This window comes from Brevibacillus sp. B_LB10_24 (assembly GCF_046036945.1).
In the GTDB taxonomy this organism is placed as follows: domain Bacteria; phylum Bacillota; class Bacilli; order Brevibacillales; family Brevibacillaceae; genus Brevibacillus_C.
This window is the reverse complement of the sequence record NZ_JBJQOQ010000040.1, coordinates 1-19875: the sequence shown is the minus strand read 5'-3', so window position 1 is coordinate 19875 and position 19875 is coordinate 1. Positions and strand designations below refer to the sequence as shown.

Genomic DNA, 19875 nt, shown 5'->3' with positions numbered 1-19875 from the left:
GCCTATCGACGACTGAGCTTGGAGCAGACGGCATAAGAACAGCCAATCCCCTGTTATCCGGGAATTGGCTGTTCACTATTCTGCCATTTTACTTGGTGATGCGGACGGCACCGACGTAGTGTTGATCCCACCAGCCGCTTGCCATGCTGCTGAAGGTGACACCTGGTTTACCGTACGTGTGGAGGATTTTATTGTTCCCTGCGTAAATCCCGACGTGTCCAATCCGGTTGATCGAACCTGCCGGATATTTCATCGTTGCCTTTGTGGAGAAGAAGACGAGGTCTCCTACCTGCAGATTTTTACGGGCAATCGGAGTCCCTTGTTTGTACTGGGATCTCGCTCCGCCTTTCCCCAGGTCAATGCCGGCTCCCTCCTTGTAGGCGATCATCGTAAAACCGGAGCAGTCCATGGTCGATTTATTCTTACGGCCTCCGCCAAACTTGTACGGCGTTCCCATGTACTTTTCCCCTGCTTTAATGATTTGTTGGCCCCGAGTGTTTGCTTTTGGCGTCTTGACCGCACTTTTTATAGAATTAATGTTCAGCGTCGATGAATCCTGGGCTGCTTGAGGAGCCTCGACAGGAGTTTGCGGGTTATCGGTCTCGACCGAATTGGATGTATTGTCTGATGGATTGGATATGTCAAGATTTTGACCATCTGCATAAGACCGGGTAATGATTTGCCAGTAAAGCGAGTTGGTATCTAACGTGTTGTCGTCATTCTCTTGTCGACCGTCCAGTTGGACCTGTTTTTGCAGCTGGTATTTGTAGGTATGGGAGCCTTCATGATGATTAGAGCTGTTTGATTCGGCGAAAGCTTGTCCCGTCATTAAGCAGGAAGCCCCCACCAAGACAGCCATCAATGTACCTGTTTTCCAGTTCCTTTTTTTCATAACTTCTCATCTCCCTTATTTGGTATAATCGCTTGTTCACATTTTTCATGTTACCGGAGGAAAATGAGATTAGCTGAATAGCCAGATTAAAGTTATCTGAGAATACCATGCAATATTTTCCGATAATCGGTCATACTACCTTTTGAAAACGAGCAGACGAAATCGAGGCGGTGACCCATGTCTGAAGCATCAAAAGGCTACCTTCTGCTGGTGGAAGACGAAGTCAATCTGGCCAGATATCTCGAGCTGGAATTGACCCATGAGGGGTATGACGTGGAGGTTTCCCATGATGGCGTAAGCGCCATACAAAAGGCATTGGACAACGACTACGATCTGATCTTACTGGATATCATGCTGCCTCAATTGTCGGGACTCGAGGTGTGCAGGCGCATACGCGAAACCAAAAGCGTGCCGATCATCCTGTTGACTGCGCGCAGCGAGATTCCGGACAAGGTCGCCGGTTTGGACAGCGGAGCCAATGATTACGTAACGAAACCATTTGCAATTGAAGAATTGTTCGCTCGAATCCGGGCCCATATCCGCAGGCAGGAACAAAAAGAGCTGGAAGAAATCGTCATCGGCAATCTCGTTATTTCTCCCCAGGCGAGGAGGGTCTTTCGCGATGAAGAGATTATGCTGACGCCAAGGGAGTTTGATCTGCTCTTGTACCTGGCGACAAATCAGGGACAAGCCCTGTCCCGCGAGCAGATTCTGCGGGCCGTTTGGGGGTTTGATTTTACGGGGGACACGAACGTGGTAGATGTCTACATTCGCTATTTGCGAGGAAAAATCGAGCGGGATGACGAGCCGAAGCTCATCCATACGATCAGAGGAATCGGATACTCCCTCCGCGAGTAACCTGAAAGCCGCAGTGAAGAAAGGGCGAATGGGTTGATGGCCATCAGATTATTTCCTACTCACCAATCACTCGCTTGGAGATTGACCTTTTTTCTCTCCTGCGGAATGTTTGTCTTTTTGCTCAGTTTCTCCATTTTTGTCTACATCAACACGACACAGCTGTTTAATCAGCACGAGCAGCGGCTGTTGGAACAGAAGGGCCAGTCGATCCGCAGCGACCTGACCGCCGCGATGATTGAAAATCCGGTGTTTGGGCTCGCCGACCTGACACAAACACTGTCGCTCTATTCGGATGTCAATCAGTCCATTCTCCTGGTTTCGCCAGAAGGGAAAGTCCTGGCTGCCTTCCCTGGCGTCGGATGGAAGGAAAGTCAAAAAAAGGCATATCGAAATGTGATTGTCACCAGCCAAACCATCAACCTGCCCGGGTACAGCGGTCCCTTGCAGATCACGATTCTGCAAAGCCTGGAGCCGTTTTTGCCGTTTTTTCACTACCTGCTGATCACCCTGTCACTGGCTTCCATCGGCATTCTCGCTTTTTCTGTCTTTGGCAGCTACTGGCTGACGCAGCTTGGCCTCCGCCCGCTCACCCGCTTTATCTCGCAAATCCACACGATGAACAAATACCAGTTGATCCACCCGATCCCAGTGAACTCTAACATGGTGGAGATCGACGAACTGATTGTCGCTTTCAATACGCTGCTAAAGCGTGTCGAGGAAGCCATGGCCAAACAAAAACAGTTTATCGATGACGCATCCCATGAATTCCGCACGCCGCTGACGATTATCGAAGGGTATTTGCGCCTTCTCATGCGATGGGGCAAGGAGCGGGAGGAAGTGCGGGAGGAAGCCCTGACAGCGATGCGCCATGAATGCACGCGCCTGTTTCGCTTGATCGACGACTTGCTGCGTCTGGCCAAACTGCAAAACAGCTCCGTCCAGGCTTATCAGATCGAGCTGCAGTCGCTGATCCCCATTCTGGAGGAGACGAAGCTGGCCTGGTCCACGGTGTATGTCAGACAGGTAGCGTTGTTTTTTGAGTGGGACGAGCCGCTCTCCGCCCCTGTCGACAAAGAGAAAATCCGCCAACTGCTGGATATCCTGTTGGACAACGCCCGCAAGTATACCAAAGAAGGCGAAGTGCGGGTAACCGCCCATCGCCATGCGGGGTGGATCCATCTGCATGTCATCGACACCGGGATGGGCATACCCGAGGAGAAAATCCCCCATCTGTTCGAACGATTTTACCGCGTGGAAACCTCCCGCAACCGGGAACAGGGCGGCAGCGGTCTTGGCTTGGCCATCGCCCATTCCATTGTCGAAGCCCACGGGGGGACGATTTCCATCAACTCACCCCCTGCCGGCGGAACAGATGTGCACGTAAAGCTGCCCGCTGTACAGCCGTAAGCCTTATCTCCCCTAGCCCTCCAGAATGATTTGTTTGGCCGTCTCCCGCTGAGCCTTCGTGACCAGCACGTAGAGGATGTCGCCCGCCTGCAGTGACGTCGTTCCTCTGGGCGTCACGATCTTGTTGCCGCGAATGATTGCCGTGATCAGCGTATCCTCGGGAAGTTCAAGCTCGCGCAGTTCCTTTCCGACCACGGCTGATCCTTCTTCGATGGTCATTTCGACGATCTCGCTGTTCGTCCTGCCGATCGACACCAGCTCCAGGCTGTAAGGCGCGGGGGCCTTTGTCTCCCCGGTAAACCCCAGTTTTTGCGCCAGCACAGAGATGGTCGCGCCCTGGAACAGAGCCGAGGTGAACACGACGAAGAAGACGACATTAAAGATCATCTGGCTGTGCTCCAACCCCGCTATCAACGGGAAAGTAGCGAGAACGATCGGTACCGCTCCCCGCAATCCCGCCCATGAGATGAACACTTTTTCCTGAAACGAGTACTTCATGAACATCATCGACAAAAACACCCCGATTGGTCTGGCTACGAACATCAAGAGAAGCGCAAGGGCCATTCCCTGCCAGGCGATGCTGACCAGTTGGTTCGGGAACACCAGCAACCCGAGCAGGATAAACATCAGGATATGCATCATCCAGCCGAAGCCTTCGTTGAAGCGAATGATGGAAGTCCGGTAAGTCAGATCAGAGTTGCCGACAAAAATAGCCATTACGTAGACGGCAAGCAGTCCGCTGGCGTGGACGAAGGACACCGTGCTGTACGTCAGAACAGCTAAAGCCAGGGACAGCACCGGATAGAGGCCCGAGGAATCCAGGTTGATCTTGTTGATCATCCAGACGGCTACCTTGCCCCAGAGCAGCCCCAGAACAAGGCCGATGCCCATCTCCCAGAAGAAGCTCAACACCAGGGACAGGAAATTCATCTCGTGAGACTGGATGAGGGTGATAAACGATACCGTAAGGAAAATGGCCATCGGGTCGTTGGAGCCGGACTCCGCTTCCAGCGTCGCCTTCAGCTTGGTGCGAATATTCTTGTTCCCGAGGACGGCAAAAATCGCAGCGGCATCCGTTGAACCGACGATCGCACCGAACATCATTCCTTCGAGCCATTCCAGCTCAAGGATATAGGTCGCGAAAAAACCGATGATCAGCGTTGTTGCAATGACCCCGATCGTCGCGAGCGAAGCAGACGGGAGCAGCACTTTTCGCACGTGACACCATTTGGTGGTCAGGCCTCCTTCGAATAGAATCACAATCAAGGCCAAAATCCCAAACAGTTGGGCCAGGTAGGCATTGTCGAAATAGATGTAGTGATTGAGGGCCATGCCGACAGCGATGAAAAAAACAAGAGACGGCAGGCCTAAGCGGGAGGAAAATTTCGTGGTAATGACGGCAATCACCAGCAGGACGGCAAACAGTAAAATGACATTCGTAATCGTAAATTCCATCAGGTCACCTCGCATTGGTGAGAACATAAAAAAGGAAAATAGCAGCTGCTTCTACAAGTCTATTGCATAAAATCTTTTATATTTTAGCACAGGAAAGGAGTAAAATGGAAGAAACAAACAGGTTCCCGCATGCAGGAACCTGTCGTGTTTTACGAGTTGGCGCGCCTATGCATCTGATGAAGCCGGGCCTGCATCGACAGCCGCTCTTTTTGTCTGCGTTTGACTCGCAGGTAAGTATAAGCGACCAGCAGCAGATTTAACAAGAGCCAGGTGGAGAAAAGGAGGTAATGGGGCAGAAGGGACACTTTTTTCTGTTGTACGGGTTTGGGTGCCGCATGTACTACCGGCTGCTGTTTTTGCTTCAGTGGCAGGGTTGCGGTAAAGCCCGAATCCCCCCGGACGATCAAATCTCCGTTGATCGCCGCCTCCGCCTCCAGTGTTTCCCCTTTTGGGGCCGTCACGAACAGAGGCTCGTCCGTGTAGAAGATCTGCGGCTGCTGATCCGGCAGAACCGACTTCATCGTATACGTCTGCCCGGCGTCTGCCACCTTTTTCGTCTCGTAATGGGCAAAGCCGTAGTCGAGCATGCTCATCGTGTCATGATACGTCGCCTGCTTCGAGCTTGCCTTCAACGTGACGGCGATCAGTTCGGTATCTCCCCTCTTGGCTGAGATGACCAGCGTATGCATCGCTTCGTCCGTAAATCCGTTTTTGATTCCCGTCGCCCCCTCGTAATCCCAGAGCAGCCGGTTGTGATTGACAATCGTCGTCTTCCATTCCTTGCCGTCCCACGGCAGGGTCTTCGTCGCGACGATCTCCCGGAAAGTAGGGTTTTTCATCGCGTAGCGGGCGATCTTGGCCATATCCGAAGCGGTCGTGTAATGGTCGGGATCGTGCAGCCCGTGGGGATTGGTAAAATGGGTTTTGGTCACTCCGACCTTCTCTTTCAAAAACGCGTTCAACTTTTCGGCAAAGGCTTCATTGCTGCGCTCCAGATGTTCCGCGATGGCAGTGGCTGCGTCGTTGCCCGAATTCATCAGCAATCCGTATTCCAGCTTTCGCAGCGTTACCTGCTCGCCTTCTGCGAGGTAGACTCGTGTGCCCTCTTCGCCGCGGGCACGTTTCGATACCGTGACGATGTCGTCAGGATTGCCGTTTTCAATCGCGTAAATCCCGGTGGCGATTTTCGTGATGCTGGCGGGATACATCGGAACGTCGGGATCCTTTTCAAACAGAACGGTCCCAGTGGTGCCGTCTATCAAAATGGCTGATTGTCCATCGATCATCTCCGGGGTCATTTGGTCGTCGCCTTGTGCGTGTACGGCCTGTCCCGGTACAAATGCCAACAGGTTTGCAAGCAGAAATAGACAGAGTAAGAGTAGTCGCATGGGTCTGTAATCCTTTCTTGAAAGTCAAAAAACACTTTACCAATAATACATAGCCAAGGACAAGTTACAAAGAAAAGGAAAAACCCTATTCGAGAGGTGGTTGTCATTTCATGGAATACTAAGTCAGCAGGGATACGCTTGACGAGGTCAGGGTTCCGGCCGATGTCTACTATGACGCGCATACCCAGCGCACGGTGGAAAATTTCTTCGATAAGCGGACTTCGTCTGCCGCGGGAATTCATCAAATCTCAGGGAAAAATCAAGGCTGCGGCAGCACAGGCCAATAGGGCAGTAGGAGCGCTGCCTGAAGAACTTGGCAAGTTCATCGTGCAGGCTGCAGAAGAGGTGATCGATGGGAAGCGGGACGTTCAGTTTGTCGTCGACGTGTTCCGGGCCGGAGCCGGCACTTCCCAAAACATGAACGCGAATGAGGTCATCGTCTGCCGCGATAAGCGTAAGCACGATGCGACGATTACAGCAGCGGACATGGACTCACAGCAGGAAATCAACGTCATGATTCCTGTGATCGCTTACAATCTGCTGCATTCGATCAGTATCATAGCCAATGCCATCGAAGTTTTCCACACCAGGTGCGTCGACGGGCTGATCGCCAACGAGGACCGGTGCAGGTACTATGTTGAACATAGTTTAGCCTTGGCTGCTTCTTTAAATCCGGCCATTGGCTACGAAAGAGCGGCGGCGATCTCCAAAACCGCTTTTGCGTTGGGGAGAAAACGATCAAGGATGTGGCCGTACGGGACACTGCTTCCCCCCTGAACAGCTCAGCCAGCTGTTAAACCCGGAAAAATTGATTGCAAGCCAAAAGCCTTTTTACGTTGGCAGAAGGCGCTTTTATTAGCTGTTATTAATGGCCAAACCGCTTCCCGATCAATTCGTAAATCATCTGGAATTTTGGATTGTCGCGGAATGCGTCTTCGTAGCCGCTGAGGTGATCGCGGTACATCTTTTCAGCAGATTCCACATCCTGCTTGACAAACAAGGAGAAAATCTCCTCCAGTTTTTCTTCCATCGACGTATCGATCGGCGCTGGCGCCAGGATTTCCTGACGCAGGCTGTTCATCAGCTCATCCAATTGGTGGGTGATGGTAGAGGCCTCATTTAGCTGCCTCAATACATTTTCTGGCATATTTCCAGCGTACTTATACCGAAGCTCATGTTCATTGGTCGCCCAAAAATTCATGCCAAGCGTACGAATCTGAATTTCACAAAACAGCGTCTTCTTGTCGCTGCCGTGATAGACAGTGTAGGAAACGATCATATGGATACTGCGGTATCCGGATTCTTTTGGGTTGGAGATGTAATCCTTCACATCGTGGATGACGAGATCTTCCCGTTCATGCAGCAGCGCCAAAACCTCTCGGACGTCATCAATGTAGCGGCAGACGATTCGCAGTCCGGCGATGTCCGTTATCTCCTGGGCAAGCTCCTGGGCCCAGTTGTCGCGGTGTAAATCGATCCCCTTTTCACGCGCCTTCTTCAAAAGGCTGTCCATTTTCTTTACCCGTCCGACGACGAATTCAATCGGCGAATATCGTCCGCTTTTTAAAAAGCCGTATTTGATGCCTTTCAGTTTCAGCTTTAATTCTTCTACGGCTTGTTCGTACGGTGCCAGAAAATGTACCAGACTATTGAGTACTTTTTTCGGGACTTGTGCATTCATTTGTGCTAACCTCCGTCTGCCCGAAAACCAGGCAGCAGAATTCTACAAATAAAAAATTTCAACACATGGAAGGAAATTTCCTGCTGCTGGTTACTCTTTCTAGATTTTACTGAAATTTTCACCAGGTATAGCGCCATCCATCCATGGTTTGTTCCGCCGTACACCGAAGGTACTCGCCATGCGATATGGATAATGCGAACAGTTTACTGCGATCCTGCATCAGGTATAAAGCATAAAACAGTCGAATGACCCCTCCGTGGCTGACGATCAGCACAGTGCCGCGCTGGTGCCTGGCGAGCAAGTGATGCATAAAAGCATCCAACCTATGCTGCATCTGGACCAGCGACTCGCCGCCGTTCGGCGGGTTGGTCCAGGGATCATCGTAAAACCTCGTCAGCAAATCGGGATCTTGCCTGACGATCTCGTCATATGTTAATCCTTCCCATTCGCCAAATGACAATTCGCGCAGAAGGGGCGTTTTGCTGACAGAAACCCGGGGATGGCAGGCAGCGATGATCGCTGCTGTCTCCTCCGTCCGCCGCAAGTCACTGGTGTAAACCGCACGCAGGCGGCACTCTGCAAGCCGGTCGGCAAGCCTTGCAGCCTGCTCCCTGCCCTCTTCGCAAAGCGGAACGTCTAGATGGCCGATGTAGCGCTTCTGCCTATTTTCCGCCGCTGCCCCGTGCCGGGCCCAGACCAGCGTCACCATCCGACACTCCCCCCGAGATGCAGATAAGCGGCTCCAATCGCCAGCAGCACAGCTTCGCTTCCCTCTACCAAAGCTCCGTACGCATCCCCGGAAAGCCCGCCCAGCTTGGCTGTGATCATCCGGTTGAACAGGCAGGCAAAGATCAGCCAAGCGGGCAATAATACGACACAAGCCCAAAAACCTGTCAGCAGCCATACAGCCAACACGGCAAGCGCAAGGGAAGCCGCATAGCGTTGCAACGTCAGTCCCGCCTTGAGGGAACGGGCCATGCCGGCGGATTGTTCGTGCAAGTACGGCCAGTGACGGATCGAAAGCAGCAAACCAGTCCGGGACAAGAGCGGGATGGCGGCAAGGAGCAGATGCCCGCTTGCGGGCGCAGCCAATCCGTCGATGGCCGCTCCTTTTACCAAGAGTATAGCGATCGCCGCGATCACACCCATTGCCCCGACACGGCTGTCTTTCATAATCTCGATCATCCGCTCGCGGGAGCGTGCGGAGCCGATCCCGTCAGCCACATCCATCAAGCCGTCGAGATGAAGCCCGCCAGTGATCCAAATCCACCCGGCCAACGTGATCACGCTGGCCAAAAAGGAAGGAAAAGCCAGGTGGCTGACCCATGAGAGCACGCTAATCGCCAGACCGATGATCAGGCCGACCAGCGGATAAAAGGCGGTGCTGCGAGGCCAAGCCTCCGGTTTCGGATGAAATCTCACTGGCAGCCTGGTCAAAAACGTCAAAGCCTGCAAAAAGGCATTCATTGTACACAATCTACTCCTTATTACCCTTCAACAGCAGCGGTAAACCTGCTGCCACAAAATACACTTCGTCGGCAAGGGCTGCCGCCAGTTGATTCGCATCTCCAACGAGATCCTGAAAAGCCCTGCCGAGAGGTGTGGCTGCGACGCCGCCGAGGCCGGCTTCATCGCTGACAATCACCCAGGTGTGCCGGGTAGACGACGCGCAATGCTTTAAGAACTGCTCTACCCGTTCGCGTATCTCGCCGGCAGCTTGCGGACACCCCCACTTCTCTTCCGGATAGGTGAACAGCAGGTTGGCCACCCAACCGGACAACGTCTCCAGCAGTACGGTATGTACATTGATGCCGTCCGTCGCAATGTCGGACAAAGCAAGCGGCTCTTCACGCGTCTGCCAGCTTGCCGGGCGGCGTATTTGATGGTTTTTGATCCGCTCGGCCATCTCCTTGTCCCACGCTTGACCGGTTGCGACGTACAAGACTGAGTCACCGCCGGACCTTGCAGCCAGCTGTTCAGCAAACGCACTTTTGCCGGAGCGGATTCCTCCCAAGACAAACAAGATGCTCATTTACCTCTCTCCTTCAAGAGCCTGGGCCAATGCGTTCACGAGACGCCTGTTCTCCGCATCCCCTTTGACGGCCACTCGCACATAGCCGTCCTCAAGCCCCGGATACATGCTGCAATTTCGGATCAACATGCCGTGTGCCGCCAGCCGTTGCTGCAGATCATACGACGATACCCCGCCCACGCGGAGCAGCAGGTAATTCGTCCGGCTTGGAAAGACCCGTACGCCGTTTATTTGCGCCAGGGAAGCAGCCAAACTCTCCCGCTGCGCAGCTGTAAACTGCTGTGACGTAACGATAAAGTCCTTATCCTCAAGCAGGTATTCGCCTGCGACCTGTGCCAGGTGGTTGACGCTCCAAGGAATCTGCTTTTCGGCCATGCGGGCAATCACCGATTCGGAGGCGGCCGCAAAGCCTAATCGCAGACCCGGAATCGCATACATTTTCGTCAAGGAGCGAAATACGATGAGATAGGGAAATTCATTCAATCGAGAGAGCAGCGAAAGCGCCTCTCCATCAGGCAAAAAATCGATAAACGCTTCATCGACGCACAAATATGTCTTGTGCGAAGAGCAAGTCCGGGCGGCTTCCAGCAGTGCGGCAATCGGCAGGTGATTGCCAGTCGGGTTGTTGGGATATCCCAAAAACACCATGTCGGATCTGTCGATTAAGGCGAGCAGCTGATCCGTTTCCGGCAAAAAATCTTGTTCTGCACTCGTATACAGCGGTATAATCTCGCAGCCGGCTTTTCGCGCTGCGCTTTCGTATTCGGAAAAGGACGGATATACCAATCCGACGTACCTTGGGGCAAGTGCCGTCACGGCAAGCTGGAGGCATTCTGCCGCCCCGTTGCCGATGAGGAGCTGTTCCGGGGCAACCCCCAGGTGTCCGCTCAGCTTGCGGCGAAATGTCCGGCAGGTAGGGTCGGGATAGCGGGTAATGTCCGGCAGGGCTTGTGCCAGCCTTGCAAAAAGTCCGTCCGGCGGACCCAGGGGATTGATATTGGCACTGAAATCAAGCAGATCCAGCGGGTTTACCCCAAAAATTTCCCCGGCAGACCATAAATCGCCGCCGTGTCCGTGTCTCTCTACTTGTGCCATCGGCAATCCCCATTCCTGTTTCATGTTTCTCATCATTACCTAGGGTAGCACAAGCCTCTGCCTCAGGGAAGGGATTTCCAAACTATGTTTACATAAAAAATAGGCACCGGAAAAAGTGCCCATCTTTAGTTGTTTTGTTTTTTCGCCGCTTCGACTTCCGCCATCATCCCCATGACAGCATTCATGTTCTCCAGCACTTCAGAGATCCGTCTGGCCTTGCTAGCCAATTGACCAAAATCAAATGAAGTAAATAAGCGTTTACGCTGGTTGGCGGTCTGCCATTCTGAAAACATTTGCTGTATGGAAGCAGGATTTCTACGGACTGTCTTGACTCTGTCAGGGTGTTGTTGTATCCATGCAGAAAATTCCGGATGATCGCGCAACAATTTTTTTCTATCTTTTTTAACCATGTTGGCTTCAACTCCCATCTCTCATGGATGCGTCAGTTAGCAATCTAAAGTCGTACTAACGATGACGAGCAGGATGAACAGGACTAATACGATTAAAAAGTCGTCAAATCCACACCGGGACATCTACTCCACCTCCTCCAAAACACGAGTATGAACACTGTATCCTATGACTAGTCCAGAAAGACGGTTCGTCATTCTGCCTGTTTTTCGAGAAAAAGGCAAAAAGGATCCCCGCAGGGATCCTTCATCCAGCTATTCAGTTTGGTTAACGGGAGAGTTGTTGTTCGGCGAAGCTTACCAGACGCTTGGTGATTTCTCCTCCAACAGAACCGTTCTGACGGGAGGTCGTATCTGCGCCAAGCTGTACGCCAAATTCTGCGGCGATTTCGTACTTCAGTTGATCCAGGGCTGCGTTCGCTTGCGGAACCAACAGGTTGTTGCTGCTACCGTTGTTAGCCATTTGTTTTGCCTCCTTAAGCAGAATTTTTTCTCCCGGGACGGATTTGCACCGTCAGCCGTCAGGCTTCCTCCCAAGGGACCGAGAGACGATGGCAACCGTCTCGCCAGCCGCAGCAAGGCGTCTGGTGTTACTATCATCCCTCGGTCCAAGCGTTCAAATACCTGCATCAGCGAAGCAATATCTGTTAAGCGAGCCGTTTTACACCCAGTCTCCCAGCCTCCATCCATCGCTTTTCCTCACCATTTTGCGGTTTTGAATGATGGCATCCTGATTTAAGGCACCGTAGATGTGCGGGTAAAGCAGACCGTCTTTAGCCTGCTCGTATTTGATCTCTGCAGCAACTTTGGATTCGTCGATCACCAGCACCAACAGTTCACCTGTAAAATCGCGGTAGACGCGATTGGCCACTTTGACGAGCAGATCATCACCTTTTGTGGCGTGAATGAACCCCTCCTCGGCGTAATCGCGCGGTATGTATTCCGTTTTTCCGGCATAATCCTGCCAGTATGCCGCCGGTACGAGACAGTATATCGTTTCCATACGTCCTCCTGCTCATTCGTTTGTTTTTTATTGTATCGCGAAGCGGCAGGGCCCGCCAGACGGATTTCCCTCTTTTCGCTGCGGACATGCTATAATAGACAAGTTAACGTGGTTTTTCGGAAAGGGGTTTGACTGTGAACAACCATACCATATTGCTTATCGACGGCATGAGCTTCCTGTTTCGCGCCTTCTACGCCTCATCGTGGGGCGGCAGCGTCCGGCAGACGACGTCAGGCGTCTACACCAATGCCGTCTACGGCTTTACCAAGATGATGCTCGATTACGTTGGGCTGACTCAGCCGACCCATGTCGCCGTAGGCTGGGACGTCGCATCCAGAGAGACGCTGGTCCGCAGCCAGTGGTATGACGGGTACAAAACGAACCGGGCCCTCCCCCCTGAGGAGCTTGTTCCGCAATTTGACTTGGTAAAGGAACTGACCGACGCGTTTTCTGTGCCAAGCGTCGGCTGTCCCGGGTTTGAGGGGGATGACATCCTGGGAACGCTCAGCACGCGCTTTGCCGCTGACGGTCATCAGGTCATCATCGCAACCGGGGATTACGACAGCCTGCAGTTAGTCGGCCCGCAGGTGAGTGTCAAGATACTGAAAAACGGCGGAAAACACGAACACTACACACCGGACAGCCTGCTTGAGCTTCGCGGCATCACCCCGCAGCAGGTAATCGACTTGAAAGCGCTGCAGGGAGACGCTTCGGACTGCATCCCGGGTTGCCCGGGAGTGGGCGAAAAAACCGCGCTCAAGCTGATTCGCGAATACGGCAGCGTTGACGTGCTGTACGACAATCTGGACAAGATCTCGGGTAAACTGCGCGACCGCTTGGGTGAATATCGCGAACAGGTCTATTTGAGCCGCAAGCTTGCGACGATTTTATGCGATGTTCCGGTTGAACTGTCGCTCGAGGAAGCGGCATGGAATTACCAGCGGGAGCGTGTGGCGGAAAAATTTGCTGAGTTGGAATTTGGACCTACCCTGCTGAAGCGGGTCGTCTGACGCTCCGGCTGCGTTTAACCGAAAACATCGAGCAGCAGCCCGGTATTTTCTTCTTCGGTACTCTCCCAGCTGGCAGCAAAGCGAATCCGGTGGGAGACGCCGTGAATGTCGTACCGGGAGACGAGATGCTGGCGGGCCGAGCCGATCAACAGCGTATGCAGCCTGAGCTGTTTGCGTCCTCCGGCATCGGCCAGCATCGCCTGTACATAGGGGGAAATCGCCCCGATTCCGTCTGTTACCATGACCAGATCTGCACCTTGAAACGCCGGATTCTGCTCGACAATCTGGATTCCGCGTTTCATCGGCGCATCAAAGTGCGTCCCGCCGCCAAAAGCCATTCGGGCCAAGGCGTAGAACGCTTCCCAGTCAGGCCGGCGGTGGTACAGCGGCTGCTCGATCAGCTCCCCCCTGGCCCCGAACAGCAGCAGGTAAAAGTCGCGGCGCTCCAGCAGGCAGAGTGCCGCAAACGTCATGACGAACACCTGGGCGAGCCGAAGCTTGCCGCCGCGCATCGAGTGGGACGTGTCCAGCATACAGATGACCGGACCTTTCGGCGGTTCTTCGGTCCAACCGCTGGCGTCATAGGTAAACAGTTTTTGCTCCACCCATTTTAAGGAAAAATACGTCTCCAGATCCGGGTCGGCCAGGAGAACGGCTTCACTCGGCAGCATGTGCGATACATCATTGGACTGACGCAGGTCAAAGTATTCCTCAGGGATGTTTCGGGAGCGGATTTCCCTGCGCTTGACGCGGAATTGCTGCACGCTGCGGCCGACGTCCTCAAGGAAGGCGATCAACTCCGGATTCCGCTTTAACTTGTTAACCCACTGGAGATACTTTTCATACGTTTGCCGGCGAAGCTTCCCAAGCTCCGTTCCCCAGCGGCGGTTGGCAATTCGCTGGCTGGCCTGAAGCAGTTCATCGACGAGCAGCGTCTCATCGTCCTGTTCCCCTAATGCCGCCTGCAGGGATTGGCCCAGCCATCCCCCCAGTTCACTCTCAATCGCAGCAAGTGCTTCCCGCTCCTGTCGAGAGAGCCTCTCCTGCTGTTTCTCCCGCTGTGACAGCTCTTCTTTCAGCTTTTTGAGCTTCTGCTGCAGCTTGCCTCGCTTGGTGAACTGCGTCTTCATCTCCTCTTGCGCCTCTTGGATCCGCTCGCGGAGCGCGCGGATTTCCGCTTCAACCAGCGGCTTCGTATCGCTTTTTTGTTCCTGCTCTTCGATGCTTCGCTTGCCGTACTGGAGCGTGTAGCCGACCAGTTGAAGCTTTTCCAGCTGCGCCTTGGTCAAATGCTCGTTGATGCCAAACGATTCCTCGCCCTGTCCTCCCTGTTCGCCCTGCAGTCCGATTGTGTTTGCGGCCTGCTCCTTCTCGCGCTTGGCGGCTTCTTCGGCAAAGGATTCGCTGAGCCACATCAGCGCTTTGACTGCCGTTTTAAACGCGGCAGCCTCCTGGTTGACCGTCCGCGGATGAATGCTGTGAAAAAAGTACTGCTTTAACAGATTGCGCACCATCCAGCGGTGGAACAGGGGGACGTCCTGGGTTTCGTCTATTTCCGGATTCTCCAGGAAAAAACAAAGGAAAAAGTCAGCCAGCAGGTCCCGATCAAGCCAGGGAGTCCTTTGCTTGGCTTCTTCGATCCACTCGATCGCGACCCGGGACGAATGAAAATACGCGTCGAACACATACTGGTCGACGCGATGGCAGCGTATGATCATCTTTTGCCTCCTGCATGCTACAGCGTGTAATCGTACTCCGCACCGGGGATCTCCCGGTCGAACACCGTCCGGTAAAACCCCTGCAGCATCTGTAAAATCCGCTCCCCTTCGATTCGCAGATGGGCGTATTTAACCGTATACTTTTCCATCTGCAGCAGCAAAAAATTCTTCTTGCGGATCATTCCGGCCAGATCCCGCTCCTTGGCCTGCCAGTCGACGAGCTTGTCGCGGAGCAAGCGGGCGGTCTCCTCTACCTCCTGACGGCTTTCCTCCAGGAGCATGCGGTACTCCTCCTGAGCCTCTTTGCCGAGCCGGGAGCCGATTTCCTTTTTAAACTGGAAGGCGTGCAGATCCGCTTCCTTGTCCAGCCACTTGTCTGCCACCTGCTTAAACCGGCGCAGCGGCAGTTCATTTTGCACTTCGGCTTTCAACAGCTCCGTAAAACGGGCGTCGAATACCTGCTGCACGGCCTCCAAATCCTCCGGCACCTCCCACAGCATGTGCGGGGTATACACGGTATCCCAGGCGTTTACGACCTCGCGTCCGTTCAAGGCGGCAGACGTTTTCCAGACGTGGCCGATCTTGCTCCACCTGCGGTCTGACAGGGTAAAATCCTTCTCTTCCAAATCCTGCTTCAAGCGGTAGAGAAAGTAGACGATCGATTCCGGGATCGTCACCTGCTTTGCCGCTGCTTGAATATCCTTTACGTCGTATAGCGAGAAGAGTACCGGCAGCGGTTCAGCCGGAAGCTGGAACATCGCTTCATAACTGGAAGCGGTCTGCAGATACCGGACTTCGTAGCGGATTAAAAAGCGGTCGTAAAGGGCGGCTAGCTGCTCGTACTCGTCGGGCAGCTCGTTGGAGGCCGCAATTAAAAACAGCAGCGGAACCTCTTCCCGCTCCCGTCCGTTAAAAAAGACGCGTTCATGCAAAATGGATAGCAGCGCGTTGAGGATCGCGCTGTTCGCCTTGAAAATTTCATCCAGAAAAGCGAACTGGGCCGTCGGCAGGTAACCGTCGGTCTTGCGGACGTACTGATCCTGCTTCAACTGCTGCAGCGAAACCGGACCAAAGATTTCATCCGGCGTGGTAAACCGGGTCAGCAGGTAATCGAACCAGTGCTCCGTCCCAAACAACTGGGCCAGCGACCGGGCCAACTGTGACTTGGCTGTGCCGGGGGGGCCGATCAGCAATGCGTTTTCACCGCTCATCATGCCTAAAAACAGCAGCCGGATCAGCTCGCTTCGCTCCAAAAACCGCTTCTCCAACAGCTCAATCGCCTGCACCAGTTTTGCTTGTAGCTTTGCTGTGTCAGTCTTCATCTATGTCGGCGCCGCGCCCGCATCCCGCCAGGCACAGGGGCGCCTCTCCTCCTATGTGCATGTATGCTTTCTATACATCCTTTATAGTGTCATAACTCCGCTAAAAAAGCTAGTCGATGCCGGGGCGATCCGCCATCACCCATGCCTATTGAAATGCATAGGGTAAAGCAGATGATTCCCGTTTTTCAGTTGAAGGAGGTATGCATATGGGTGTCGATCTCGTCTGGTTGCACGGCATCTACGTCCTGTTCGTCCTGGTCATTATCGGCATGATGGTTGCCAGAAGGGACACCAGTCTTGTCAGCATCCTCGGAATCATGCTGCTCGGTCTCACGGCTACAGGCTCATTGGTCACCGCTATTGGCGGAATTTTCGGCAGCTTCATCTACGCGATCACGGAGCTGTTGCCGACGATTCTCGTGATATGCATCATTGTCGCGATGAGCCACGTCCTGACGGAGACCGGCGTCAATGAAACGATGATTCGCCCGATGGCATCACTCGTTCGCAATCCGACCCTCGCCTATTGGGTGATCGGATTCGTCATGATGGTCATATCCTGGTTTTTCTGGCCTTCGCCCGGTGTTGCTCTGGTCGGGGCAGTAATGCTGCCGGTGGCGATCCGGGCGGGACTGCCTGCGCTCGGCGTGGCGATCGCCATGAACCTGTTCGGACACGGAATTGCTCTGTCCGGTGATTTTATCATTCAGGGGGCGCCGACCTTGACGGCAAAAGCCGCCGGAATCCCTGTCACAGATGTCATCCAGGCGAGTGTCCCGCTGGTGATCGTGATGGGGGCAGTCACTACCATCACTGCCTTTTGGCTGCTTCGGCGGGATTTGAAACGGGGCAGACTCTCTGTCGGTCAAACTGCAGATATGACAGCAGAGCCGTCCGGCAAAAGCCAGCCAGCCCTGCTGTCAGCCGGCATGCGCCGGGGCTTGGCAGTGCTCGTTCCGCTCCTGTTCCTCTTGGATGTGCTTGCCATGTTCTGGTTTGACTTAAAAGGCGGCGACGCCACCGCGCTGGTCGGCGGAACAGCCCTGCTGATCCTGCTGTTATCGGTCCTCCTGGCCTACAAGGGAAAGGGGCTTGAACAGGCGACGGAATGCCTGATCAAAGGCTTTCAGTTCGGCTTCAAGGTATTCGGTCCAGTGATCCCGATCGCTGCTTTCTTTTACATGGGGGACAGCGGCTTCACACAGGTCTTCGGAGAAGTGCTGCCTTCAGGGTCGCAAGGCATCGTCAACGACCTGGGTGTCGCCCTTGCCAACGCGATCCCGCTGAACAAGGAAGTTGCCGCTGTGACCTTGACGACAGTAGGGGTCATCACCGGCCTTGACGGCTCCGGGTTCTCCGGGATTACCTTGGCGGGTTCAGTCGCCCAGTTATTTGCCCACGCGCTTGGCACCGGTATCGCCACGCTGACGGCGCTGGGCCAAATTGCCGCCATTTGGGTCGGCGGCGGAACGATCATCCCCTGGGCATTGATCCCGGCGGCGGCGATCTGCAACGTCAGCCCGTTTGAACTGGCTCGCCGCAACCTGCTGCCGGTCGTGATCGGGCTCGTCGTGACGACGATTGTCGCCATGTTCCTGATGTGAGCCCCCGCCCCTTTCACCAAGAAAAAAAAGGCCGGCACCCGGATCTCCCGGAAGTGCACGGCCTGTTCATCTGTTATCTATGCGGTCTGATCATCTTGCAGCTGGCATTGATCCAATGGAATAACTTTGGTCTTTTTGACGAATTTGTACACCAGCCACACGATCAAAAACATCGGCAGGCCGATATAGGAGACCAGCACTCCGTTCCAATCGATGTTTCCGCCCAGAAACGCCTGATAATTTTGCCCCAGGATCACAATCAGGCAAATGGCAAAGGCAAAGATTGGCCCAATCGGAAACCACTTGGCTCGAAACGGCAATTCGGCAAGCTGATGCCCTTGTGCCAGGTATGCCCTGCGGAAACGGTAGTGGCTGACGGCGATACCCAGCCAGGCGATAAAGCCGGACATGCCTGACGCATTAAGCAGCCAGATATAGACGGCCCCGTCGCCAAACAGCGAAGACAAAAACGCGAGTGCTCCAATAACCGTGGTGGCAAGCAGGGCGTTCAGCGGAACGCCGCGTGAATTCAGCTTTGCCAAAAACCTGGGAGCGTGTCCCTCTTTGGCCAGTACCCAAAGCATCCGCGTCGAAGCATACATCCCGGAATTTCCGGCGGAGAGGACCGACGTAAGAATGACAGCGTTCATCACCGAGGCGGCAAAGGCCAGCCCCGCTTTTTGAAAGACAAGGGTAAACGGGCTCATCGCCACGCTGTCCACGTCGCCGCTGATCAAATTCGGGCTGTCGTACGGGATTAACAAGCCGATCACCAGAATGGCCAGAATGTAAAACAGCAGGATGCGCCAAAAGATCTGTCTGATCGCCCGAGGAATATTTCTCCTGGGATTTTCGCTCTCCCCAGCGGCAATCCCGACCAGTTCGGTCCCTTGGAAAGAGAAGCCGGCGATCATAAATATCCCGAACATCGCCATAAATCCGCCGTGAAATGGCGCGTCGCCCGTCGTGAAGTTGCGGAATCCGACCGCTTCTGTGCCCATGATGCCAAAAATCATCAGCAGCCCGACGATGAGGAAAATGATGATCGTCGCCACTTTGATGAAGGCAAACCAGTACTCTGATTCCCCGTACCCTTTGACGGACAAGTAGTTCAGCATAAAGATCAGGACCAAAAACAGGCCGCTCCAGAGAATCGACGGGCTGTCAGGCAGCCAGTATTTCATAATCAGTGCGCCTGCAGAGATTTCGACGGCGATGGTAATGGCCCAGTTGTACCAATAATTCCACCCCAGCGCAAAACCCAGCGACGGATCGACAAACTTGCTGGCATACGTGCTGAACGACCCGGATACCGGCATGTACGCGGCCATTTCCCCCAAACTGGTCATCAGAAAGTAGACCATCAGCCCGATCGCCATGTAGGCGACGATCGCACCGCCGGGACCTGCTTCACTGATCGTGGCGCCGCTGGCCAAAAACAGACCTGTCCCGATCGACCCCCCGATAGCAATCATCGTCAGATGTCTTGCCTTTAACCCCCGCTGCAATTGCCCGGATGTATCAGGCGATTCTTGTCTCATGTTCACAAACACCTCTTCTTTCTATTCTCCGAGATCTCTCACGAGGTGCAGGGGTTGATAATAAAAAATACCGCCAAAAGTGATGGACGGCATTCTCTTAACCACACCATACCTTCGTTGAAGATAGCTCTCCACGATTCCCGTATGACGGAACCGTGACAGTTCTGCCCCTTTCGAGTGCAGCCCCAGCCCGCCTGTCCAGAGAAAACAGGCAAACTTCGGCGAATTTTCCTTTTATTCGGGTTCATTGATGTTCTCGGCATCTTCCCCAAATGACTCTTAAAATTCGCGACCTCTACCTCACCGTTTGATGAGGGTTGCTTATTTAATTGATTTATAACATAGTTTAGTGTAATCAATTGATCAATTCTTTTCAAGCAAATTTTTTTGCCAGAAAAAAAGCCGCCAACCGTTGGGTTGAACTGTGACCCATAAGAAGGACACTTTGAAAAAAGTGACCCT

Annotated in this window: 19 protein-coding genes and 1 riboswitch; of the genes, 5 read left to right on the top strand and 14 right to left on the bottom strand. The window is 53.8% G+C overall.

All coding sequences use genetic code 11. The features are described from left to right. Positions 1–88: 88 nt before the first annotated feature. A complete protein-coding gene (locus tag ACI7RC_RS24265) occupies positions 89–892 on the bottom strand; it encodes a C40 family peptidase (protein ID WP_408110757.1) in 804 nt (267 codons plus the stop codon). 177 nt (positions 893–1069) lie between these two features. On the opposite strand from ACI7RC_RS24265, the gene ACI7RC_RS24260 reads away from it, so the two are divergent. Together ACI7RC_RS24260 and ACI7RC_RS24255 are read left to right on the top strand one after the other, a co-directional pair. Then, a complete protein-coding gene (locus ACI7RC_RS24260; protein ID WP_408110756.1) occupies positions 1070–1750 on the top strand; it encodes a response regulator in 681 nt (226 codons plus the stop codon). Between the two features lie 36 nt (positions 1751–1786). Then, entirely contained in the window at positions 1787–3157 is a 1371-nt protein-coding gene (locus ACI7RC_RS24255) for a sensor histidine kinase (protein ID WP_408110755.1), read from the top strand. A 12-nt stretch (positions 3158–3169) separates the two neighbouring features. Here the strand turns inward: ACI7RC_RS24255 and ACI7RC_RS24250 are convergent, their stop codons facing one another. Both ACI7RC_RS24250 and ACI7RC_RS24245 read right to left on the bottom strand, forming a co-directional pair. Further along, positions 3170–4612 (bottom strand): potassium/proton antiporter, encoded by a 1443-nt coding sequence (locus ACI7RC_RS24250; protein ID WP_408110754.1) that lies wholly within the window; start codon positions 4610–4612, stop codon positions 3170–3172. A 149-nt stretch (positions 4613–4761) separates the two neighbouring features. Next, on the bottom strand, positions 4762–6000 hold the full coding sequence (locus ACI7RC_RS24245) for a D-alanyl-D-alanine carboxypeptidase family protein (RefSeq protein WP_408110753.1): 1239 nt from the start codon (positions 5998–6000) through the stop codon (positions 4762–4764). 162 nt (positions 6001–6162) lie between these two features. Between ACI7RC_RS24245 and ACI7RC_RS24240 the strand changes: the two genes are divergently transcribed. Continuing rightward, complete coding sequence (locus ACI7RC_RS24240) at positions 6163–6777, top strand: lyase family protein (protein WP_408110752.1); 615 nt, start codon at positions 6163–6165, stop codon at positions 6775–6777. Between the two features lie 88 nt (positions 6778–6865). Here ACI7RC_RS24240 and ACI7RC_RS24235 read toward each other — a convergent pair whose 3' ends face one another. The 8 genes from ACI7RC_RS24235 to ACI7RC_RS24200 all read right to left on the bottom strand — a co-directional run bounded on the left by ACI7RC_RS24235 (position 6866) and on the right by ACI7RC_RS24200 (position 12218). Then, the gene (locus ACI7RC_RS24235; RefSeq protein WP_408110751.1) at positions 6866–7681 is read right to left on the bottom strand and encodes a GTP pyrophosphokinase; all 816 of its coding nucleotides are present in this window, start codon (positions 7679–7681) and stop codon (positions 6866–6868) included. A gap of 118 nt (positions 7682–7799) precedes the next feature. Then, positions 7800–8390 (bottom strand): histidine phosphatase family protein, encoded by a 591-nt coding sequence (locus ACI7RC_RS24230; RefSeq protein WP_408110750.1) that lies wholly within the window; start codon positions 8388–8390, stop codon positions 7800–7802. Beyond that, positions 8384–9148 carry an adenosylcobinamide-GDP ribazoletransferase gene (gene cobS, locus ACI7RC_RS24225; RefSeq protein ID WP_408110749.1) on the bottom strand — a complete coding sequence of 255 codons (765 nt, stop codon included), beginning with the start codon at positions 9146–9148 and terminating at the stop codon, positions 8384–8386. Before cobS ends, ACI7RC_RS24230 begins: the two co-directional genes overlap by 7 nt. A 10-nt stretch (positions 9149–9158) precedes the next feature. Next, a complete protein-coding gene (gene cobU, locus ACI7RC_RS24220) occupies positions 9159–9713 on the bottom strand; it encodes a bifunctional adenosylcobinamide kinase/adenosylcobinamide-phosphate guanylyltransferase (protein ID WP_408110748.1) in 555 nt (184 codons plus the stop codon). Continuing rightward, on the bottom strand, positions 9714–10832 hold the full coding sequence (cobD, locus tag ACI7RC_RS24215) for a threonine-phosphate decarboxylase CobD (protein WP_408110747.1): 1119 nt from the start codon (positions 10830–10832) through the stop codon (positions 9714–9716). A 101-nt stretch (positions 10833–10933) separates the two neighbouring features. Continuing rightward, a complete protein-coding gene (locus ACI7RC_RS24210; protein WP_408110746.1) occupies positions 10934–11218 on the bottom strand; it encodes a hypothetical protein in 285 nt (94 codons plus the stop codon). Between the two features lie 265 nt (positions 11219–11483). Beyond that, positions 11484–11678: an alpha/beta-type small acid-soluble spore protein gene (locus ACI7RC_RS24205; protein WP_019119536.1), complete on the bottom strand. Its 195-nt coding sequence runs from the start codon at positions 11676–11678 to the stop codon at positions 11484–11486. A 198-nt stretch (positions 11679–11876) separates the two neighbouring features. After that, positions 11877–12218, bottom strand: coding sequence for a DUF952 domain-containing protein (locus tag ACI7RC_RS24200; RefSeq protein ID WP_408110745.1), 342 nt, complete (start codon positions 12216–12218; stop codon positions 11877–11879). Positions 12219–12352: 134 nt separating this feature from the next. Here ACI7RC_RS24200 and ACI7RC_RS24195 point away from each other — a divergent pair, with 134 nt between their 5' ends. Next, positions 12353–13228: a 5'-3' exonuclease gene (locus ACI7RC_RS24195; protein WP_408110744.1), complete on the top strand. Its 876-nt coding sequence runs from the start codon at positions 12353–12355 to the stop codon at positions 13226–13228. A 14-nt stretch (positions 13229–13242) separates the two neighbouring features. On the opposite strand, the gene ACI7RC_RS24190 is transcribed toward ACI7RC_RS24195, so the two are convergent. Both ACI7RC_RS24190 and ACI7RC_RS24185 read right to left on the bottom strand, forming a co-directional pair. Then, entirely contained in the window at positions 13243–14946 is a 1704-nt protein-coding gene (locus tag ACI7RC_RS24190) for a vWA domain-containing protein (RefSeq protein ID WP_408110743.1), read from the bottom strand. 17 nt (positions 14947–14963) lie between these two features. Next, positions 14964–16268, bottom strand: a complete 1305-nt coding sequence (locus ACI7RC_RS24185) for an AAA family ATPase (protein ID WP_408110742.1) — start codon at positions 16266–16268, stop codon at positions 14964–14966. 206 nt (positions 16269–16474) lie between these two features. Here ACI7RC_RS24185 and ACI7RC_RS24180 point away from each other — a divergent pair, with 206 nt between their 5' ends. Then, positions 16475–17872, top strand: coding sequence for a hypothetical protein (locus tag ACI7RC_RS24180; protein ID WP_408110741.1), 1398 nt, complete (start codon positions 16475–16477; stop codon positions 17870–17872). 77 nt (positions 17873–17949) lie between these two features. On the opposite strand, the gene ACI7RC_RS24175 is transcribed toward ACI7RC_RS24180, so the two are convergent. Next, positions 17950–19413 (bottom strand): amino acid permease, encoded by a 1464-nt coding sequence (locus ACI7RC_RS24175; RefSeq protein ID WP_408110740.1) that lies wholly within the window; start codon positions 19411–19413, stop codon positions 17950–17952. 116 nt (positions 19414–19529) lie between these two features. Then, positions 19530–19719: riboswitch (Lysine riboswitch) on the bottom strand. Positions 19720–19875: the final 156 nt, after the last annotated feature.